The sequence below is a fragment of the Streptomyces sp. CNT360 genome (assembly GCF_000424785.1).
In genome coordinates this window covers 112,625-130,149 of sequence record NZ_KE384243.1, presented here as the reverse complement: position 1 = coordinate 130,149, position 17,525 = coordinate 112,625, and the positions used below count along the sequence as shown (strand labels likewise).

The 17,525-nt window shown below is 73.2% G+C and carries 20 protein-coding genes and 1 tRNA gene; 14 read left to right on the top strand and 7 right to left on the bottom strand.

What is annotated here, in order from left to right; genetic code table 11:
- Positions 1-56 precede the first annotated feature (56 nt).
- From H297_RS38575 to H297_RS0126375, 4 genes are all read left to right on the top strand, one after another.
- Positions 57-332: a hypothetical protein gene (locus H297_RS38575; protein WP_037795504.1), complete on the top strand. Its 276-nt coding sequence runs from the start codon at positions 57-59 to the stop codon at positions 330-332.
- A 10-nt stretch (positions 333-342) separates the two neighbouring features.
- Positions 343-1,323: an NAD(P)H-quinone oxidoreductase gene (locus tag H297_RS0126385; RefSeq protein WP_027739494.1), complete on the top strand. Its 981-nt coding sequence runs from the start codon at positions 343-345 to the stop codon at positions 1,321-1,323.
- A 293-nt stretch (positions 1,324-1,616) separates the two neighbouring features.
- The gene (locus tag H297_RS0126380) at positions 1,617-2,885 is read left to right on the top strand and encodes a hypothetical protein (protein WP_486589679.1); all 1,269 of its coding nucleotides are present in this window, start codon (positions 1,617-1,619) and stop codon (positions 2,883-2,885) included.
- Between the two features lie 68 nt (positions 2,886-2,953).
- The gene (locus H297_RS0126375; RefSeq protein WP_027739492.1) at positions 2,954-3,520 is read left to right on the top strand and encodes a bacterial proteasome activator family protein; all 567 of its coding nucleotides are present in this window, start codon (positions 2,954-2,956) and stop codon (positions 3,518-3,520) included.
- Positions 3,521-3,575: 55 nt separating this feature from the next.
- Here H297_RS0126375 and H297_RS0126370 read toward each other — a convergent pair whose 3' ends face one another.
- The 3 genes from H297_RS0126370 to H297_RS0126360 are packed head-to-tail and all read right to left on the bottom strand — an operon-like array spanning position 3,576 to position 6,463.
- Positions 3,576-4,331 (bottom strand): TrmH family RNA methyltransferase, encoded by a 756-nt coding sequence (locus tag H297_RS0126370; protein WP_027739491.1) that lies wholly within the window; start codon positions 4,329-4,331, stop codon positions 3,576-3,578.
- A 9-nt stretch (positions 4,332-4,340) separates the two neighbouring features.
- Positions 4,341-5,771, bottom strand: a complete 1,431-nt coding sequence (locus H297_RS38570; RefSeq protein WP_486589678.1) for an HTTM domain-containing protein — start codon at positions 5,769-5,771, stop codon at positions 4,341-4,343.
- Positions 5,768-6,463, bottom strand: a complete 696-nt coding sequence (locus H297_RS0126360; RefSeq protein ID WP_486589677.1) for a DUF5819 family protein — start codon at positions 6,461-6,463, stop codon at positions 5,768-5,770. Before H297_RS0126360 ends, H297_RS38570 begins: the two co-directional genes overlap by 4 nt.
- Before the next feature lie 289 nt (positions 6,464-6,752).
- Between H297_RS0126360 and paaA the strand changes: the two genes are divergently transcribed.
- From paaA to H297_RS0126330, 6 genes are all read left to right on the top strand, one after another.
- Positions 6,753-7,826: a 1,2-phenylacetyl-CoA epoxidase subunit PaaA gene (paaA, locus tag H297_RS38565; protein WP_051352197.1), complete on the top strand. Its 1,074-nt coding sequence runs from the start codon at positions 6,753-6,755 to the stop codon at positions 7,824-7,826.
- A gap of 3 nt (positions 7,827-7,829) precedes the next feature.
- Entirely contained in the window at positions 7,830-8,114 is a 285-nt protein-coding gene (paaB, locus tag H297_RS0126350; RefSeq protein ID WP_027739489.1) for a 1,2-phenylacetyl-CoA epoxidase subunit PaaB, read from the top strand.
- Positions 8,115-8,155: 41 nt separating this feature from the next.
- Positions 8,156-8,893, top strand: a complete 738-nt coding sequence (paaC, locus tag H297_RS0126345) for a 1,2-phenylacetyl-CoA epoxidase subunit PaaC (RefSeq protein ID WP_027739488.1) — start codon at positions 8,156-8,158, stop codon at positions 8,891-8,893.
- Positions 8,890-9,477, top strand: coding sequence for a 1,2-phenylacetyl-CoA epoxidase subunit PaaD (gene paaD / locus H297_RS38560; RefSeq protein WP_051352229.1), 588 nt, complete (start codon positions 8,890-8,892; stop codon positions 9,475-9,477). Before paaC ends, paaD begins: the two co-directional genes overlap by 4 nt.
- Before the next feature lie 3 nt (positions 9,478-9,480).
- On the top strand, positions 9,481-10,566 hold the full coding sequence (locus H297_RS0126335; protein WP_027739487.1) for a 2Fe-2S iron-sulfur cluster-binding protein: 1,086 nt from the start codon (positions 9,481-9,483) through the stop codon (positions 10,564-10,566).
- Between the two features lie 145 nt (positions 10,567-10,711).
- Positions 10,712-11,827 carry an acyl-CoA dehydrogenase family protein gene (locus tag H297_RS0126330; protein WP_027739486.1) on the top strand — a complete coding sequence of 372 codons (1,116 nt, stop codon included), beginning with the start codon at positions 10,712-10,714 and terminating at the stop codon, positions 11,825-11,827.
- Positions 11,828-11,881: 54 nt separating this feature from the next.
- Here H297_RS0126330 and H297_RS0126325 read toward each other — a convergent pair whose 3' ends face one another.
- From H297_RS0126325 to H297_RS0126315, 3 genes are all read right to left on the bottom strand, one after another.
- Positions 11,882-12,229, bottom strand: coding sequence for a rhodanese-like domain-containing protein (locus H297_RS0126325; protein WP_027739485.1), 348 nt, complete (start codon positions 12,227-12,229; stop codon positions 11,882-11,884).
- 233 nt (positions 12,230-12,462) lie between these two features.
- A complete protein-coding gene (locus H297_RS0126320) occupies positions 12,463-13,290 on the bottom strand; it encodes a hypothetical protein (protein ID WP_027739484.1) in 828 nt (275 codons plus the stop codon).
- Between the two features lie 76 nt (positions 13,291-13,366).
- Complete coding sequence (locus H297_RS0126315; RefSeq protein WP_051352196.1) at positions 13,367-13,774, bottom strand: winged helix-turn-helix transcriptional regulator; 408 nt, start codon at positions 13,772-13,774, stop codon at positions 13,367-13,369.
- A gap of 108 nt (positions 13,775-13,882) precedes the next feature.
- Here H297_RS0126315 and H297_RS0126310 point away from each other — a divergent pair, with 108 nt between their 5' ends.
- Together H297_RS0126310 and H297_RS0126305 are read left to right on the top strand one after the other, a co-directional pair.
- On the top strand, positions 13,883-14,539 hold the full coding sequence (locus H297_RS0126310) for an NAD(P)H-dependent oxidoreductase (RefSeq protein ID WP_027739482.1): 657 nt from the start codon (positions 13,883-13,885) through the stop codon (positions 14,537-14,539).
- 322 nt (positions 14,540-14,861) lie between these two features.
- Positions 14,862-15,491: a hypothetical protein gene (locus H297_RS0126305; protein WP_027739481.1), complete on the top strand. Its 630-nt coding sequence runs from the start codon at positions 14,862-14,864 to the stop codon at positions 15,489-15,491.
- 138 nt (positions 15,492-15,629) lie between these two features.
- Here the strand turns inward: H297_RS0126305 and H297_RS0126300 are convergent.
- Positions 15,630-15,713 (bottom strand) — tRNA-Leu (locus tag H297_RS0126300).
- A gap of 446 nt (positions 15,714-16,159) precedes the next feature.
- Here H297_RS0126300 and H297_RS0126295 point away from each other — a divergent pair.
- Complete coding sequence (locus tag H297_RS0126295) at positions 16,160-16,987, top strand: DUF3662 and FHA domain-containing protein (protein ID WP_027739480.1); 828 nt, start codon at positions 16,160-16,162, stop codon at positions 16,985-16,987.
- Positions 16,988-16,997: 10 nt separating this feature from the next.
- Complete coding sequence (locus tag H297_RS0126290; RefSeq protein WP_027739479.1) at positions 16,998-17,519, top strand: FHA domain-containing protein FhaB/FipA; 522 nt, start codon at positions 16,998-17,000, stop codon at positions 17,517-17,519.
- Positions 17,520-17,525: the final 6 nt, after the last annotated feature.

The window sequence follows — 17,525 nt, the reverse complement described above, 5'->3', positions numbered from 1 at the left end:
GGTGACTGTGGTGCGCGGGCGGCGCCCGGCGCGGCGCCAGGCGTGACGATGACGCGATGGATCCGCCGCCGACCTGCCCCAACTGTCCCGAACGTCTCCTGTGGAAGGACACCAGGGAGACCCGGGCGGGCAAGGACGACTCCTGGTTCTGGTTCTGCACCGGCTGCCACCAGGCGTACGTGCCGACCCCGGACCAGAAGCTCCGCTTCACCTACGCCGGCCCGTGTCCGGCCTGGCCCCACCGCCCGCGCCGCCCGGACACCCGCCCCGGTACGGCAGCCGCCCCACGGGCCCCCACGGGCCGAGCGGGTCAGGCGGGAGGAGCCGGGTAGCGTCGGCCGTATGCATGCGATCACGATTCCCGAACCCGGCGGTCCCGAGGCGCTGGTCTGGGCCGAGGTCCCGGACCCGGAGCCCGGCGAGGGCGAGGTCCTCGTCGACGTCGTGGCCGGCGCCGTCAACCGTGCGGACGTCCTCCAGCGGCAGGGCTTCTACGACCCGCCGCCCGGCGCGAGCCCGTACCCGGGCCTGGAGTGCGCGGGCCGGATCTCGGCCGTCGGCCCCGGCGTCTCCGGCTGGGCGGTCGGCGACGAGGTGTGCGCACTGCTGGGCGGGGGCGGCTACGCCGAGAAGGTCGCGGTACCCACCGGGCAGTTGCTGCCCGTGCCGGACGGCGTGGACGTGGCGACGGCGGCCGGGCTGCCCGAGGTGACCTGCACCGTCTGGTCGAACGTCTTCATGGTGGCCCACCTGCGCCCGGGGGAGACCCTGCTGGTGCACGGCGGCTCCAGCGGCATCGGCACCGCGGCCGTCCAGCTCGCCAAGGCGGTGGGGGCCCGTGTCGCGGTGACCGCGGGGACGGCCGCGAAGCTGGAGCGGTGCGCCGAGCTGGGCGCCGACATCCTGATCAACTACCGCGAACAGGACTTCGTCGAGGAGCTGCGCGCCGCCACCGACGGCGTCGGCGCCGACGTGATCCTCGACAACATGGGCGCCAAGTACCTGGAGCGCAACGTCAAGGCGCTGGCGGTCAACGGGCGGCTGGCCGTCATCGGCATGCAGGGCGGCAGCAAGGGAGAGCTGAACCTGGGCGCCCTGCTGGCCAAGCGCGGCGCCGTGACGGCCACCTCGCTGCGGGCCCGGCCCCCGGCCGAGAAGGCGGCGATCGTGGCCGCCGTCCGCGAACACGTGTGGCCGCTGATCGCGGACGGCCGCGTCCGGCCCGTCGTGCACGAGACGTTCCCCATGGCGGACGCCGCCCGGGCCCACCGCACCCTCGACGAGAGCAGCCACGTCGGCAAGCTGCTGCTGGCCACGGGGTGATCCGGTCCGGCCGGCGCCCGCGGGACACGCCGCGAGGCGGGCGCCGGCCGCCGGTCCGCCGTCGATCGGTCACCGGCCCGCTCCCCCGACCTGTACGCGCGGGAGCTGCACGCGGTGCCGCGGGCAGGGAGGGTGCGGGCGGGAACGGAGGCCGCGCTGCCGAGACCCCGGTGCCCGAAGGACGCGGAGGCCCGGTTCTGTCGGCCTTCTGTCGGCCGTGCGGAGCAGCGGGCATCCCTCGTCCCGCTTGCACATGATGCCGGATTTGTCCCTTTATGTGACTCTGGACTGGTATGCGGACCATCCCGTTCGGAAGGGTCACGCTCGTGGGGCACATCCAGCGGCGTAACCGGGGAATCACCCTGTTGACCTGCCTTTTCCTCGCCCTGCCCACGCCTGCCGCCCTCGCCGGGGACGGCACGGCAACGGGCCCGGCCCCGGAGCGCGCCGGGACGGGCCCCGGCAGTGGGAGCTTGCGCGACAGGGACCTGCCGGGCCCCCTGAGTCCGGCGCCCCCGACGGGGCCCACCCCTCCGGCACCGCCGTCGTACGACCACTCGCCGTACGGCCACTCGCCGTACGAGCCGTCGTCGTCGCCCCCCGGGCCGTCGCCGAGCGACCTGCCGCCGTCCGGCCGCTTCCCGTACGGTGAGCCCTCCCCCGGACACTCCTACGCGGTGCCGACGGCGTACCGGTCCCTGCCGTACGGACCGTCGTCGTACCGGCCGCCGTCCTACGTGCGGCCCTCCGCCGTCGAGCATGCGCTGGCGGGCGCCGCACAGCCCTCCGCGCGGCAGACCGTGCACCACCTGCTGTCGGCGACGGCAACCGTCAGCTCAGACGACTCCGACGCCGCTCCCCGGAACGCGGCCGGTGATCCCCCGCCCGCCGGTACGCCCCCCGACGACCCGGGCCGGGAAGCGCCGCCGAAGCCGTCACGGCCGTCACATCCGCACGACTCCGGATCATCCGGTTCCGGCTTTGGACAGCGCCCGGATCTCCAGGGCACCCAGGAGGAGCCGGACGGCCAGGGGATGCGTCGTCGGGAGGAGCCCGCGGAGAGGCCCGCGCCGCACGAGCCGCGGCGTGACCCGAGCGGACAGCGCCCCGAAACCCACCAGCGCGAGCAGCACGGCGGACAGCTGAAGGTCCGGCAGGAACCGGGCACGCGGGGGACGGCACCGCAGCACGACAAGCACCCCGAAGGACGGAACCGCACAGCCCCGGACCCGGACGCGGCTGCGGGCCCCGGAGGGAACGCGAACCCGGATCCTGATGCGGACCAGGACGGCACGGGCGGCCCGGGTGCCGCGCAGACGCAGCCCCCGCCGTCCTCCTCCGAGGACCTCACCGCTCCGCGCCGTCCCGACGAGGCGATCGGCAAGCACGACCTGTACGCCTCGGACGGTCCCGTCGACGGGCGGACCGACGCGCGCGGTCAGCCGGTGGCCGCCGCCACCCGGCCCTCGGGCCAGGTCCTGCCGGTCCTCCCGCTCGGCGCGGGCATGACGCTCATGGGCCTGGGGTTCGCCTTCCTCGCGCTGCGGCTGCGGCGCGGCTGAACGACGCCCCGCCCGGCCGCCGACCGGGTCGCTCGGCAGCCGTCCGAGCCCGCATGCAGAATGGGGGCATGACGCAGCCGAGCAACGACAAGTCGCAGGAGACGCCGCAGGTCCTGGTGGTGGGCCCCGACGGAATGGCTCTGGGGGGTACCGGCGCCAAGGGCGGCGACGGGGAGGGCGATGAGCAGGCTGAGGTCCCCGTGACGGAGATGGTGGAACAGCCGGCGAAGGTCATGCGGATCGGCAGCATGATCAAGCAGCTCCTGGAGGAGGTGAAGGCGGCGCCGCTGGACGAGGCCAGCCGGGCCCGCCTCAAGGAGATCCACACCAGCTCGATCAAGGAGCTGGAGGACGGCCTCGCCCCCGAGCTCATCGAGGAACTGGAGCGCCTCTCCCTCCCCTTCACCGAGGACTCCACTCCGACCGACGCCGAACTGCGGATCGCACAGGCCCAGCTCGTCGGCTGGCTGGAAGGGCTCTTCCACGGCATCCAGACCGCGCTGTTCGCCCAGCAGATGGCGGCCCGGGCGCAGTTGGAACAGATGCGCAGGGCGCTTCCGCCGGGCGCGATGTCCCCGGAGGAGGCCGCCGAGGCCAACGAGGCCCAGCACCGCACGGGCGGCCCGTACCTCTAGGCAGCCTTGCCGGTTCCGGGACCTTCCGGTTCCGGGACCGCAGGTCCGGGGTCCGTCAGCCCCATCCCCCGTCGGGTCCAAGGCCCGTCCCGGCCATCCAGTGGTACAGCGCCATCGCGACGCTGGTGGCGAGGTTGTAGCTGGAGACGTGCGGCCGCATCGGGAGGGCCACCAACCGGTCGGCGCGGTCCCGCAGGCCGTCCGAGAGCCCGTGCCGCTCCGAGCCGAAGGCGAGCAGCGCCCCGGCGGGCAGCGTCACGGAGCGCAGGTCGGCACCCTCCGGGTCGAAGGCGAGAAGCGGGCCGCGCGGCAGCTCGGCCACCTGCCGGCGGGCCACCGGCACGGCGAAGTGCAGACCCGCTCCGGCACGTACCGCGGCCGGGTGCCAGGGGTCGACGTCCCCGGTGGTCAGTACCCCGGCCGCACCCGTACCCGCGGCCAGCCGTACGACAGCGCCGAGGTTGCCCAGGTGGCGCGGGTTGTCGAGGACGACGAGCGGAGCGTCGCCGTCCGGCGCGACGGACGGCGCGCTGTCCCGCAGGGCGAGGGCCGCCACGCCCGTCGGGTGCAGGCGGGGCACCAGGGTGCGCAGCGTCCGCTCCGGCACCTGGCGCACCAGCGCCCCCAGGGCGTCGGTCAGGTCGGGCGCCAGCTCCCCGGCCAGCGAGAGGGCGGCGCGGCGGTCGGTCGCCAGCGCGACCGGGACCCGGGCTCCGAAGCGCAGGGCGTGCTTGAGGGCGTGGAACCCGTCCAGCAGCACCGTGCCCGCGCCGCTGTGCCGCGCCCACTCCGTCTCGGCCGTCTCCGTCACCCGGCCACCCTACGGACGCCGCTCCGCGCCACCCGCACGGGACGACACGGAGCCCGAGTGAGGCGCCGTGCGCTCCGCACCGGACTCGGCCCGGGCACCCGTCGTTCCGGGCGCCGGGACCGTCCCGGGAGCCGCCGGGGAAGCCGCGTCAGGAACCGTTCCCGGAGCTGACCCGGATGTTCCAGGGGATGTGCCGCCCGGCAGCAGCCCCCGTACGCGGGCGCCCAGCGCGGTGGCGTGGCGGCCGAGCCAGACGAGGAAGACCGTCGGCAGGAACACCGAGTCCGCCGCGATCATGGCCATCGAGAAGAACGGCAGCCCGAGGAGGACGGCGATGCCCAGATGCTCCAGGATCATCATGGCCAGCAGCACGTTCTTCACCCGCCGGTTGAAGAGGGTGAACGGGAACGCGACCTGGGTGAAGACCGTTCCGTAGGTCACCAGGAAGACCATGAGGCCGTTGCCCGCCAACAGGTGGCTCAGATCGGGCCAGGGGCTGAAGTAGTCGAGGTTCATCGGGTAGTAGACGGCGCTGCCGTCCTGCCACCGACTGCCCTGGATCTTGTACCAGCCTGCCGTGGAGTAGACCAGGCAGACCTCGACCATGATGACGAGCAGCACGCCGTTGTGCGCCAGGTTGGCGAGGACGTCGCCCACGGTACGGATCTCGCGCAGCCCGCTGCCGCCGCGTACGGCGATCGCCTTGTTCAGCCCCCACCAGGCGCCGTTGGCCGCCCACAGGGCCCAGAAGCACAAGGCCCAGCCGGTGCTGAGCGCGCCCGCGATCGTGGCGCCCAGCAGGACGGCACCGAGCACCGACCACAGCACCACACCACCGGCCCCGGCCTCCGCCGCGGCCTCTTTCTCCGTTTGCCCCGTTCCCTGCGTTTCCTGCGTTTCCCCCGTCCCGGCCGCCTGCGCACGGTCGCGGGCGCGACGGGCCCGTCGCGCGTCCAGGGACCACACCCGGGAGCACCGGGTGAGCACCAGATACATCGACATCAGATGGATGACGTTGTCGCCGCCGTCGCCCATGAAGACGCTGCGGTTCTGCAAGGAGAGCACGCCGACCATGAACAGCACGGTCGAGGCGCGGGTGTGCCAGCCCAGCAGCAGGGCGCCCGCGGACAGCAGGGCGACGACGTAGACGAGCTCGAACCAGCTGTCGTTGCCGGCCCACATGAGCACCGTGAAGGCGTGGTTGGTCTCCAGCAGTTGCTTGCCGAGACCGAAGCTCCAGGGCCCGTCCGGGCCGTAGAGCTCGTGCCGGTGCGGCCACTCCCGCAGCAGGAAGAACAGCCAGGTGGCGCCGAAACCGATGCGCACGATCGCCGTCTGGTACGGCCCGAGCGCGTGCCCGGTGACCATGGCCAGCCCGCGCGAGACGCGCCGCTCCAGGCGGGCGCGCACGGGGACCAGGTGCCGTCCCTGCGCGCTCATGCGGCACCTCCCGGCAGGTCGCCGCCGGTGACCTGCCACCAGGGCTGCACCGAGTACCGGGTCTTGCCGTCGCTCTTCTCGTCGCTCCAGGCGGGCGGGGCGACCGGGGTGACGGCGGCCCGGACCTGGATGCGCTCCACGCTGCCGCCGTTCAGCTCGGAACCGAAGCGCAGCATCACGATCCGCTTGATGTACTGCTCGGAGAGCCGCCCGCGCAGCCCGTAGGACCTGCCCTTGTCGTCGTGGTTGTCCGCGTAGAACTCCCAGGCGCGGCGCAGCTCGTTCTGCTGGGTGTGGCTGGGTGTCGGGTTGCCGTGGATGGCGTCGCCGTCCATGGCGCTGAGATCGACCCAGCCGGTGGTCCGGGTGGTGCCGTCCCCGCCGGCGACGCGGGCGCGCGCGTGCACGGCGACGTTCTGCTGGAGGGGGTTGGGAGCGAAGAGCTTCCAGTTCCGTTCGAACTCCGGGTTGATGTAGGAGTCGAGGAGGTCCGCGTGCCGTTTGCTGACCGTGTTCTCCGGTGCCGTCTGCAAGAAGACCATCGCCACGTGGAACGCGACTCCGACGGTGACGACGGCCACGGCTATCGCGACGAAGATCCGCGCGGGCAGGGAGAGCGCGGCGATGCCCCGCATGCCGTCCGTTTCCCCCGCGCTGTCCGTCCCGGGCACCTGGTGCGCTGCTGGCTCCATGCCCTCCCTGCTCCCCATTTCTTCCTGCCCGCCACCCGGCCGGCTCCCTGGCCCGTCGCCGGGCCGGCTCCACGCCCGGGACGGGACCGACCGGTCCGCCTCGAAGACTCTCAGAGACTACTGGTGTACGGGAGCCCGGCCGGAGGGTCCATGGCATTCGCCGTCCACAGAGGCCCCTGGCTGCTCTTGACAGCCGGATGAGGGCACCTCATTCTTGAACCGAACGATCGGTCGGTCGGTCGCTGCGGACCGGCGGTGCGGAGGGACAGCGGAGGAGCAGGGGGCTGGTATGGCATCGGTGACGACGCCGCCGCGCGACGGGCGGACGGGGGAGAGGACCACCGGCGGTCCGGGCGCGGACACGGCGCCGGGCGCACTCCCTCCCGAGGAGACCGCGGCGCTCCAGGCCGCCTTCGACGCGGCCGTCGCCGCCGAGGAGCGCATCGAGCCGCGGGACTGGATGCCGGACGCCTACCGCGCCACCCTCGTCCGCCAGATCGCCCAGCACGCGCACTCGGAGATCATCGGCATGCAGCCGGAGGCCAACTGGATCACGCGCGCGCCCTCGCTGCGCCGCAAAGCGATCCTGCTGGCCAAGGTCCAGGACGAGGCGGGCCACGGCCTCTATCTCTACGGTGCCGCCGAGACCCTGGGCACCGGCCGTGACGAGCTGCTCGACAAGCTGCACTCCGGCCGCCAGAAGTACTCGTCCATCTTCAACTACCCCACTCTCACGTGGGCGGACGTCGGCGCGATCGGCTGGCTGGTGGACGGCGCGGCCATCACCAACCAGGTGCCGCTGTGCCGCTGCTCCTACGGCCCCTACGCCCGCGCCATGGTGCGGATCTGCAAGGAGGAGTCCTTCCACCAGCGCCAGGGGTACGAGCTGTTGCTGGCGCTGGCCCGCGGCACCGACGCACAGCGCGCGATGGCACAGGACGCGGTGGACCGCTGGTGGTGGCCGTCGCTGATGATGTTCGGCCCCCCGGACGACGAGTCGGCGCACAGCGCGCAGTCCATGGAGTGGAAGATCAAGCGGCACTCCAACGACGAGCTGCGCCAGCGCTTCGTCGACATCTGCGTCCCCCAGGCCGAGGCCCTCGGGCTCACCCTCCCCGACCCGGACCTGCGGTGGAACGAGGAGCGCGGCCACTGGGACTTCGGCGCGATCGACTGGGAGGAGTTCCGCGCGGTCCTCCAGGGCAACGGCCCGTGCAACGACGAGCGGATCGGCCGCCGCCGTGCGGCACACGAGGACGGCGCCTGGGTCCGCGAGGCAGCCGCGGCGCACGCAGCCAAGCACACGGCTGAGCACGCAGCGAAGCACGCGGCCGGCCGCGCTGTCGGCGGGAAGGTGAGCTGAGTCATGAGCGCCGACTGGCCCCTGTGGGAGGTCTTCGTACGCAGCAGGCGCGGCCTCTCGCACACCCACGCGGGCAGCCTGCACGCCCCCGACGCGCAGATGGCGCTCCGCAACGCCCGCGACCTGTTCACCCGCCGCTCGGAGGGTGTCTCCGTGTGGGTGGTCCCCGCCACCGAGATCACCGCCTCCTCACCCGACGAGAAGGACTCCTTCTTCGCTCCGGCCGCCGACAAGCCCTACCGCCACCCGACGTTCTACGAGGTGCCGGAGGGGGTGCGGAACCTGTGACCACCCGGCCCGCACACTCCCGCTCCCCGGCCGCGCCGTCCGTGACCCCCCGGCCCGCGAGGCCGCCCGTCACCGCACCCGCCACGCTCCCCCTCGGCGACGACGCGCTGGTCCTCTCCCACCGCCTCGCCGAGTGGGCGGGCCACGCCCCCGTGCTGGAGGAGGAGCTGGCGCTGGCCAACATCGCACTGGACCTGCTGGGCCAGGCCCGTGCGCTGTACGCGGAGCTGACCGAGGTGCTCGGCAGCGAGGACGAGATCGCCTACCTGCGCGAGGAACGCTCCTTCCTCAACTGCCAGTTGGTGGAGCAGCCAGGCGGGGACTTCGCGCACACGATCGTGCGCCAGCTCTTCTTCTCCGCCTACCAACTGCCGCTGCACGCCCAGTTGGCCTCCACCCTCCCGCTGGCGGCCAAGACCGTCCACGAGATCGCCTACCACCGCGACCACGCCGAACAGTGGACGTTGCGCCTGGGCGACGGAACGGACGAGAGCCATGCCCGTACCCAGCGGGCCGTCGATGCGCTGTGGCGGTTCACGGGCGAGCTGTTCCAGCCGATCGAAGGACTCGACGCGGTGCGCTGGCCACAGCTGGCCCAGGAGTGGGACGCCGTCATCGGGGACGTGTTCGGCCGGGCCGGGCTGACCGTCCCCGACACCCCCCGCCACGGTGCGTGGTCCGCGGGGGCGGGCCGACAGGGGGTGCACACCGAGCCGTTCGGCCGGATGCTCGCCGAGATGCAGCATCTGCACCGCAGCCACCCCGGGGCGCAGTGGTGACGGGCCGTTCCGCGGCCGGCACCGCCCCCGGCCCCCGCCCCTTCGCCGAGCTGGCCGGCGAGGTGCCCGACCCCGAGCTCCCGGTGGTCACCCTCGCCGAACTGGGCGTGCTGCGCCGGGTGGTCGAGCCGGAGCCCGGGCACCTGCTGGTCGAGCTCACCCCGACCTACACCGGCTGCCCCGCGATCGAGGCGATGGGCGCCGACATCGAGCAGGTGCTGCGCGCGGCCGGGGCGGAGCGGGTCGAGGTCCGTACCGTGCTGGCCCCGCCCTGGTCGAGCGACGACATCAGCGCGGAAGGGCGCCGCAAGCTGGCCGCGCACGGTATCGCGCCGCCCCGCGCCGGAGCCCGGGGCCGGGGCCCGGTCCCGGTCGGCCTCTCCCCCACCCGCCACGCCGTGGAACGGCCCGCCGCATCCGCGGCTCCGCCCGCGGAGGGCGCCGGGGCATCCGGGCCGGTCCGCTGTCCGCACTGCGGCTCGGCCGAGACCACGGTGCTCAGCCGCTTCTCCTCCACCGCCTGCAAGGCCCTGCGGCGCTGCGAGAGCTGCCGGGAGCCGTTCGACCACTTCAAGGAGGTGTGAGGGGTGGCCGTCTTCCATCCGCTGCGCGTCCGGTCGGTCGAGCGCCTCACCGACGACGCGGCCGCCCTCACCCTCGACGTACCGCCCGAGCTGCGGGAGACCTACGGATACGTGGCGGGCCAGCACATCGCCCTGCGCCGCGCCACGGGCCACGGCCAGGAGATCCGCCGCACCTACTCGCTGTGCGCCCCGGCCGACCCCCGCCCCGCCACGCTGCGGGTGGGCATCCGGCTGGTGGAGGGCGGGGAGTTCTCCACCTACGCCCTCAAGGAGCTGACGGAGGGCGACACGGTCGAGGTCCTGCCGCCGACGGGCCGGTTCGTCCTCGCACCGCGGCCGGGACGGTTCGCCGCCGTCGTCGGCGGCAGCGGCATCACGCCGGTCCTCTCCATCGCGGCCACCCTGCTGCGGACCGAGCCGGAGGCCCGCTTCTGCCTGTTCCGCAGCGACCGGACGACGGCCTCGACGATGTTCCTGGAGGAGGTGGCCGACCTCAAGGACCGTCATCCCGACCGCTTCCACCTGGTCACCGCCCTCTCCCGCGAGGAGCAGCAGGGCGGGCTGCCCTCCGGCCGCCTCGACCGGGAGCGGCTGACGGCGCTGCTGCCCGCGCTGCTGTCGCCCGCCGCGGTCCGCGAGATGGACGGCTGGTACCTGTGCGGGCCGCTCGGTCTGGTGGAGGGCGCGGCCACGGCGCTGCGCACGCTCGGGGTGCCACGCTCCCGGGTGCATCAGGAGATCTTCCACGCCGACGCCTCGCTCGCTCTGTCCGCGGCCCGCCCGGCCGGGGGCGCCGCCGGTGTCCCGGCCGCCTCCGCCACGATGAGCGCCACCCTGGGCGGCCGGGGCGGCAGTTGGCCGGTCCGCGAGGGGGAGACGCTGCTGGAGGCCGTCCTGCGGAACCGCACCGACGCCCCCTACGCCTGCAAGGGCGGCGTCTGCGGCACCTGCCGGGCCCGCCTGACGGCGGGCGAGGTCCACATGGACCGCAACTTCGCTCTGGAGGAGGAGGAAGTGGAGGCCGGTTACGTGCTGGCCTGCCAGTCCCACCCGACGACCTCCGAGGTGGCGCTCGACTTCGACGCCTGAGCCGTACCGCAACGGTTCCCCGACCCCCGGAGCTCGTGCGGGCCTCCCGGTTCCGAGCGGTCGCCCTCTGGCAGAGTGCGGCGCCGCGCCGTAACCTGACGGCCCATCAGCTTTCGGGTACGGCGACCCCTGGGGGCGGTACGGCATGGACTTCGGCTTCAGCGAGGAGCAGGAGGCGGCCCGCGAGGCGGCACAGGGCGTCTTCGCGGGGGTGACGGTCGACACGGTGCCGAGCCCGGCGCTGACGGCCGGCACCGTCGCCCAGGACTTCGACCGGGACCTGTGGGGGCGGCTCGCCAGGGCGGATCTGCTCGGGCTCACCGTGCCGACCGAGCACGGCGGCGCGGGCCTGGACGCGGTGGCGCTCTGCCTGGCGCTGCGCGAGGCCGGCCGGGTGCTGGCCCGCGTCCCGCTGCTGGAGACGGGCGCGGTGGCCCTCACCCTGGCCGAGCACGGCCACGCGGAGCTCAGGGCCGCGCTGCTGCCGCGGATCGCGGCCGGCGAGCTGGCGGTGACGGTCGCCGGGCACGGAGGCAGCGGCCACGAACCGCCGGAGCTCGCCGTCGCGGCGAAGTCCGTGGACTGGTACGGGGGTTGGGAGCTGGAAGGCGTGCAGACGGCCGTACCGTGGGCCCGTACGGCAGATGTGGTGGCCGTCCCGGCCCGCACGGCCGACGGGCATCCCCTCCTGGCTTTCCTCGCACCCGCCGACACCCCGGGCGTCGCCCTCGAAGCACAGGCGTCCACCAACGGGGAGAGCTACGCGCGGATGCGGCTGGACGGCGTCCGCGTACCGGCCCGCGACGTGGTCGAGGGGCCCGAGGCCGCGGGCCACCTGCGGCGCCTGCTGACCACCGGCACCTGCGCGCTGGCTCTCGGGCTGGGCAGCAGGGTGCTGGAGATGACCAGCACGTACGTCAGCAGCCGCGAACAGTTCGGCTTCGCCGTCGCGACGTTCCAGGCCGTGGCCGTCCAGACCGCCGACCGCTACATCGACCTGCGCGCGATGGAGGCCACCCTTTGGCAGGCGGCATGGCGCCTGGAGCCGACCGCCGTGGCGGTCGCCAAGATGTGGGCCGCGGACGGGGTGCGCCGCGTGGTGCAGACGGCACAGCATCTGCACGGCGGCACGGGAGCCGACACCGACTATCCGCTGCACCGGTTCCACGCCTGGGCCAAGCAGTGGGAGCTGTCGTACGGTTCGGCCGCCGCCCACGAGGACGCCCTGGCCGAGCTGCTGGCCACCCGGGAGCCGGCCTGACATGCCGGGCCCGCACACCCCCGCCCTGCAAAGCCCGGGAGACCCCGCGCGGGATCAGGCGACGAAGGCCGGGTCGCTGTCGCCCACCAGGGGGCGGCCCGCGCTCTCCCAGGCGAGCATGCCGCCGTCGACGTTGACTGCGTCCACACCCTGCTGGGCGAGGTAGGCGGCGACCTGCGCCGAGCGCCCGCCGACCCGGCAGACGACGTACACGCGCTCGCCCTCGCCCAGCCGCTCCGTCAACTCGCCCTGGCGTGCGACGAAGTCGCTCATGGGGATGTGCAGCGCGCCCTCGGCACGTCCGGCCCTCCACTCGTCGTCCTCGCGGACGTCCAGCAGCAGCGCGTCGGACGGTACGGCGGCGGCCTCGATGTGGGGCACCTGGCCGGGAAGGGCGTTCATCCCTGTTCTCCTGTCGGTCCTGCGTCTCGTTCTTGCTTCACGCTCGTGTCCTGCTTCACGCCTGTGTCCTGCTTCGTGCCGGTGTCCCGGTCCTGCTTCCGGTCCGCTCCACCACGTCGGCCGACCGGTCACCGTGAGCGGCCGGTCACCCCAGGCATCCCGGCCACAGCTTGCCGTCCCACGGGCCGCGGGTCACGGACGGCCGGGCCGAGGGACGGCGCGGCGCCACCGCGTCAGTCGTGCGGCTGCTCGCGCAGGCGGGCCAGCTCCGCTTCACGCTCGGCCACCTGCCCGTGCAACTGCTCGGCGATCTCCTCCAGCAGCGCGTCGGGGTCGTCGGGCGCCAGCTTCAGCATCGCGCCGATCGCGCTCTCCTCCAGTTCGGCGGCCACCTGCGCGAGCATCTCCTTGCGCCGGGCGAGCCACTCCAGGCGTGCGTAGAGCTCCTCGCTGCGCAGCAGTTCCGCCACGGGCTCGGGCAGCGGGCCGGCTTCCCACTCCTCGGCGAGGGCGGTGAGCGCCGACGCGTCCCCGTCCGCGTACGCCTTGTTCACCCGGACGAGAAACGCCTCACGCCGCTCGCGCTCGGCCTCGTCCTGGGCGAGGTCGGGGTGGACCTTGCGGACGAGGTCGCGGTAGGCCTTGCGGGTCTCCTCGCTGGGCCGGACCCGGCTCGGCGGGCTGACGGGCTGCTCGTTGAGCATGGCCTGGGCCTCGGGAGGCATGCCGGAGGAGTCGATCCAGCCGGAGAGCAGCGCGTCGACCTGGGGCATGGGCAGGACGGCGCCGCGCTTCTCGTCGGCCCTGCGGATGTCCTCCGGGTCCCCGGTGCGGGCGGCGACGGCCTCGGCGATCTGCGCGTCGAGCTCGTCGAGCCGGGCGTAGACCGGGCCGAGGCGCTGGTGGTGCAGCCGCGAGAAGTTCTCCACCTCCACGCGGAAGGTCTCGACCGCGATCTCGTACTCGATCAGCGCGGTCTCCGCGGCGCGCACGGCCTTCTCCAGCCGCTCGGTACCGGGTTCTTGGCGGGCGTCGGCCTGGGCGCGGGAGTTGGCGTTCATCGCCTCCACCCTACGACCGCCGCCCGTGCTGCTCGCCCACGGAACCACTCACGGACTCACTCACGGACTCACGGAATCACTCACGGAACGCCTCCGGGCAGGTGCCGGCCGCGCCCGTCAGGTGCGCGTCGGCCCAGCGGGTGAGCTCCACCATGGCGGGCCGCAGCGCGTGCCCGGAGCCGGTGAGGCTGTAGCTGACCCGCAGAGGCGGACCCTCCTGGACGGCGCGGCAGACCAGCCCGAGGGCGGCGAGCTCGGTCAGCCGGTCGGAGAGCATGCGCTCGCTGATGCCGGGCACGGCACGGCGCAGCTCGGCGAAGTGGCCGGGGCCGCTCATCAGCGCGGCCAGGATGAGCCCCGTCCAGCGCTTGCCCAGCAGCTGGAAGACGCGGGTGATGGCGCTCTCGGGCTCGGTACAGGTAGCGGCGGCCGGACCGTCGCAGTCCGGGGGAGGCGGGAGATCGAGCTTTCCGGGCTCTGACATGCCCCCATGCTACTGCGCCGACACAAGGTAGTGCAGAAAAGTAAGTGACTGTGCTATACATAGTTACGTCGGAAAGTTCCCCTGCTTATGAAGCCCTAGGAGCCCCCCATGGCCACCCTCCTGCACCTCGACTCGTCCGTGTTTCCGCACGAGGCATCCGTCTCCCGCGACGTCGCCGCCTCCTTCCGCAAGGCATGGGAGGCCGAGCACCCGGACGGCAAGGTGATCTACCGCGACCTGGGCACCGCCCCGGTCCCGCACCTGGAGGGCGCCGCCGCCGCGGCCGGTTTCATCGACCCGGCGGAGCACACCTCGGAGCAGGCCGCGGCCTTCGCGCTCCGCGAGGAGCTGGTGAACGAGTTCGAGGCCGCCGACGCGGTGCTGATCGGCGCTCCGATGTACAACTTCACGATCCCCTCCACACTGAAGGCGTGGCTGGACCACGTGATCGTCATGGGCCGTACCAGCGGCGCCCCCACGACGACCGTCGCCGGCAAGCCCACCACCGTCGTCGCCAGCCGCGGCGGCGGCTACGGCCCCGGTACGCCCCGCGAGAGCTTCGAGTTCGTCCTGACGTACCTGGAGAAGGTGCTGGGCGAGTCCGGCTTCGGGCTGGACGTCGAGTACATCGTCCCCGAGCTGACCCTGGCCGAGGGCAACCCCGCCATGGCGGACCTCGTCGACAAGGCCAAGTCGTCCCGCGCCCAGGCCCACGAGGCAGCCGAACTCCGGGGCAAGACCCTGGCCGCCCGGTTCGCCGACTGACGGGCACCCCACCGCCACCGCCGCTCGACCACTGCCGCGCAGCGACCGTCCCCCGCCCCGGCGCCCCGCCGGCCGGCTCGCCGTCAACTGCGGAGCGGGCGCCCGCGGATGCGGACCGCACGCGCCGCCGGCGTGTGACCTACCCGACACCCGGCGCACCCTCCACGGACGTCACGAAGCCGCGCACGACAACACCACGAAGGCCCCGTCGGCCCCCCGACGGGGCCTTCGCTCTGCTGTTGCGCACCGGCGGCCCCACGGTCCGGGCGGCCCGGGAGAAACCCGCTGCGGGACGGGGAAGAGGCGGGTACGGTGCCGGATCATGTCCACGACCGACGCCCCGTGCAGGCCCGGCCAGGGACGACCTGCCCGGTGGTACGCCCTGGCCGCGACCTGTCTGCTCACCGTGGCCATGGTCGTCCTGCCGGGGCTCCTGGTGCGGACGGGAGTTACCGGTGACGGCCTGTGCTCCGTGGCCTTCTTCACCCCCTTCGCCGCGATCCCGGCTCACCTCGGCGCCACCGCCTCGTGGCAGCTCGCACAGCGGGGCCGGCTGCTGAGCGCCCGCACTCTCTTCGGCCGCCGCACCGTGGACCTGGACCGGCTGACCAAGGTCGGGCATCTGGAGGTGACCGGCCGGAACGGCCACTCGCTGGACCGGCTGCTGCTCACCGACGAGCACGGCGTCCGACTCGCCGTACCGGCTCCTCGCCCGGGCGCCGACGACTCCGTGGACCAGGCCATCGCACAGGCCGTCGGGAGGGCGCCCTCCGGCCGCGTCCGCGTCTCCCGCAAGGCCGGGGAGCGCCTGTGGCCGGAAAAAGCCCGCGCGCACTCCTGCCTGGGGGTGCTGTTCCGCTCCCTCCTGTGGACCGTGGCAGTGATGGTCGTCGGGGCCGTGGCCATGGGCGTACCGCTCGTGCTCTGCCTCACACTGGCCGGCCTGGTCTGACGGCAGCCCGGGCCACTCCCGGCTCACAGTTGAGGGTGACCCTTCGCGCACGCCTGGTCACGTGCACCGTTCCACGGGGAACAACAAAACGGTCCGCATCGTGATCACGATGCGGACCGTTCCGTCGGTGCTTCTGTGTGCGCGAGGGGGGAGTTGAACCCCCACGTCCTTTCGGACACTGGAACCTGAATCCAGCGCGTCTGCCTATTCCGCCACCCGCGCATTGGGTGTTGTCGTTCGCGTCCGGTGCGGGCGCCTGCCGACATCCAGAAGATTAGCACGCCGAGCGGGGTGGACTCACATCCGTATCGGGCACCCCGCCACACCGCCCCGGCCGCTGCCCCGTACCGCCCCCCGGCGGAAGCACGGGCCGCCCCACCGGGGGCTTCGAGCCGCCCCGGCGGGAGTCAGTACAGGAACACAGCGATCCGTGCGACGCTGTAGGGCGGTACGGCAGCCGAGGCGGGAGGACGCGCGCGGAACCACTGTGAGCGGCAACACTTGAGCACCGGCCTGTGGTGGGGAACCAGGCGATTTCCCCGCGCGTGGATACGATCAGTAAGCAGTACCGCGGGAGCACTGTGCCCGCATGCCGGGGGACACTGGGAAGCGGAGACGGAGCCGGCCGGGTCGGCTAGGTCCGAGAGCATCTGGGAAGGAGGTGCGTCGTGGGAGTTCTGAAGCGGTTCGAGCAGCGACTCGAAGGTCTCGTCAACGGCACCTTCGCGAAGGTGTTCAAGTCCGAGGTACAACCCGTCGAGATCGCGGGCGCCCTCCAGCGCGAGTGCGACAACAACGCCACCATCTGGAACCGTGAGCGCACGGTCGTCCCCAACGACTTCATCGTCGAGCTGAGTCCGGGCGACTTCGAGCGGCTGAGCCCCTATTCGGGTCAGCTCGGCGACGAACTCGCCGGCATGGTGCGGGACTACGCCAAGCAGCAGCGCTACACGTTCATGGGCCCGGTCAAGGTCCACCTGGAGAAGGCCGACGACCTGGACACCGGGCTCTACCGGGTGCGCAGCCGCACCCTGGCCTCCAGCACGTCCCAGCCGCAGGCGCCGGAGCGGCAGGCCCCGGGCGGGGCCGCAGGGAACGGCCCCCCGGGCGGCTACGGCTACCCTCCCCGCCCCGCTGCCGCCCCGCCCGCGCCCTCCTCGCCGCCCGCGTACGCGCCGGGCCCGGCCGGCTCGGCCGGGCCGCTGCCGGGTGCCGAGACGCGGCGCTGGGTCGAGATCAACGGCAACCGGCACCAGATCTCGGGTCCGACGCTGGTGCTCGGCCGCAGCACGGAGGCCGACGTGCGGATCGACGACCCCGGAGTCTCCCGCCGGCACTGCGAGATCCGTGCGGGCAGCCCCTCCTCCATCCAGGATCTGGGCTCCACGAACGGCATCGTGGTGGACGGACAGCACACACAGCGCGCTACGCTCCGCGACGGCTCACGCATCGTCGTGGGCAGTACGACGATCATTTACCGGCAAGCCGAAGGGTGAAGCGGGGGCAATGTCAGAGCTGACCCTCACGGTCATGCGGTTGGGGTTTCTCGCCGTACTGTGGCTGTTCGTCATCGTGTCCATCCAGGTCATCAGGAGTGACCTGTTCGGCACCAGGGTGACGCAGCGCACCGCGCGCCGTGCCGAGGCACAGCGCCCCCAGCAGCGGGCCCAGCCCCAGCGTCCCCCGCAGGACGGCGGCCGGCGGGCACGCGGCGGACGCGGCGGCGGGCGGAACACCCCCAGCAAGCTGGTGGTGTCCGAGGGGTCGCTGACCGGCACCACCGTGGCCCTCCAGGGGCAGACCATCACCCTGGGCCGCGCGCACGACTCCACGATCGTGCTGGACGACGACTACGCCTCGTCCCGGCATGCCAGGATCTACCCGGACCGTGACGGCAGGTGGATCGTCGAGGACCTCGGGTCGACCAACGGCACGTACCTCGACCGGACCCGGCTCACCACACCGACGCCGATCCCGCTCGAAGCGCCGATCCGCATCGGCAAGACGGTCATCGAGCTGCGGAAGTAGTACCGA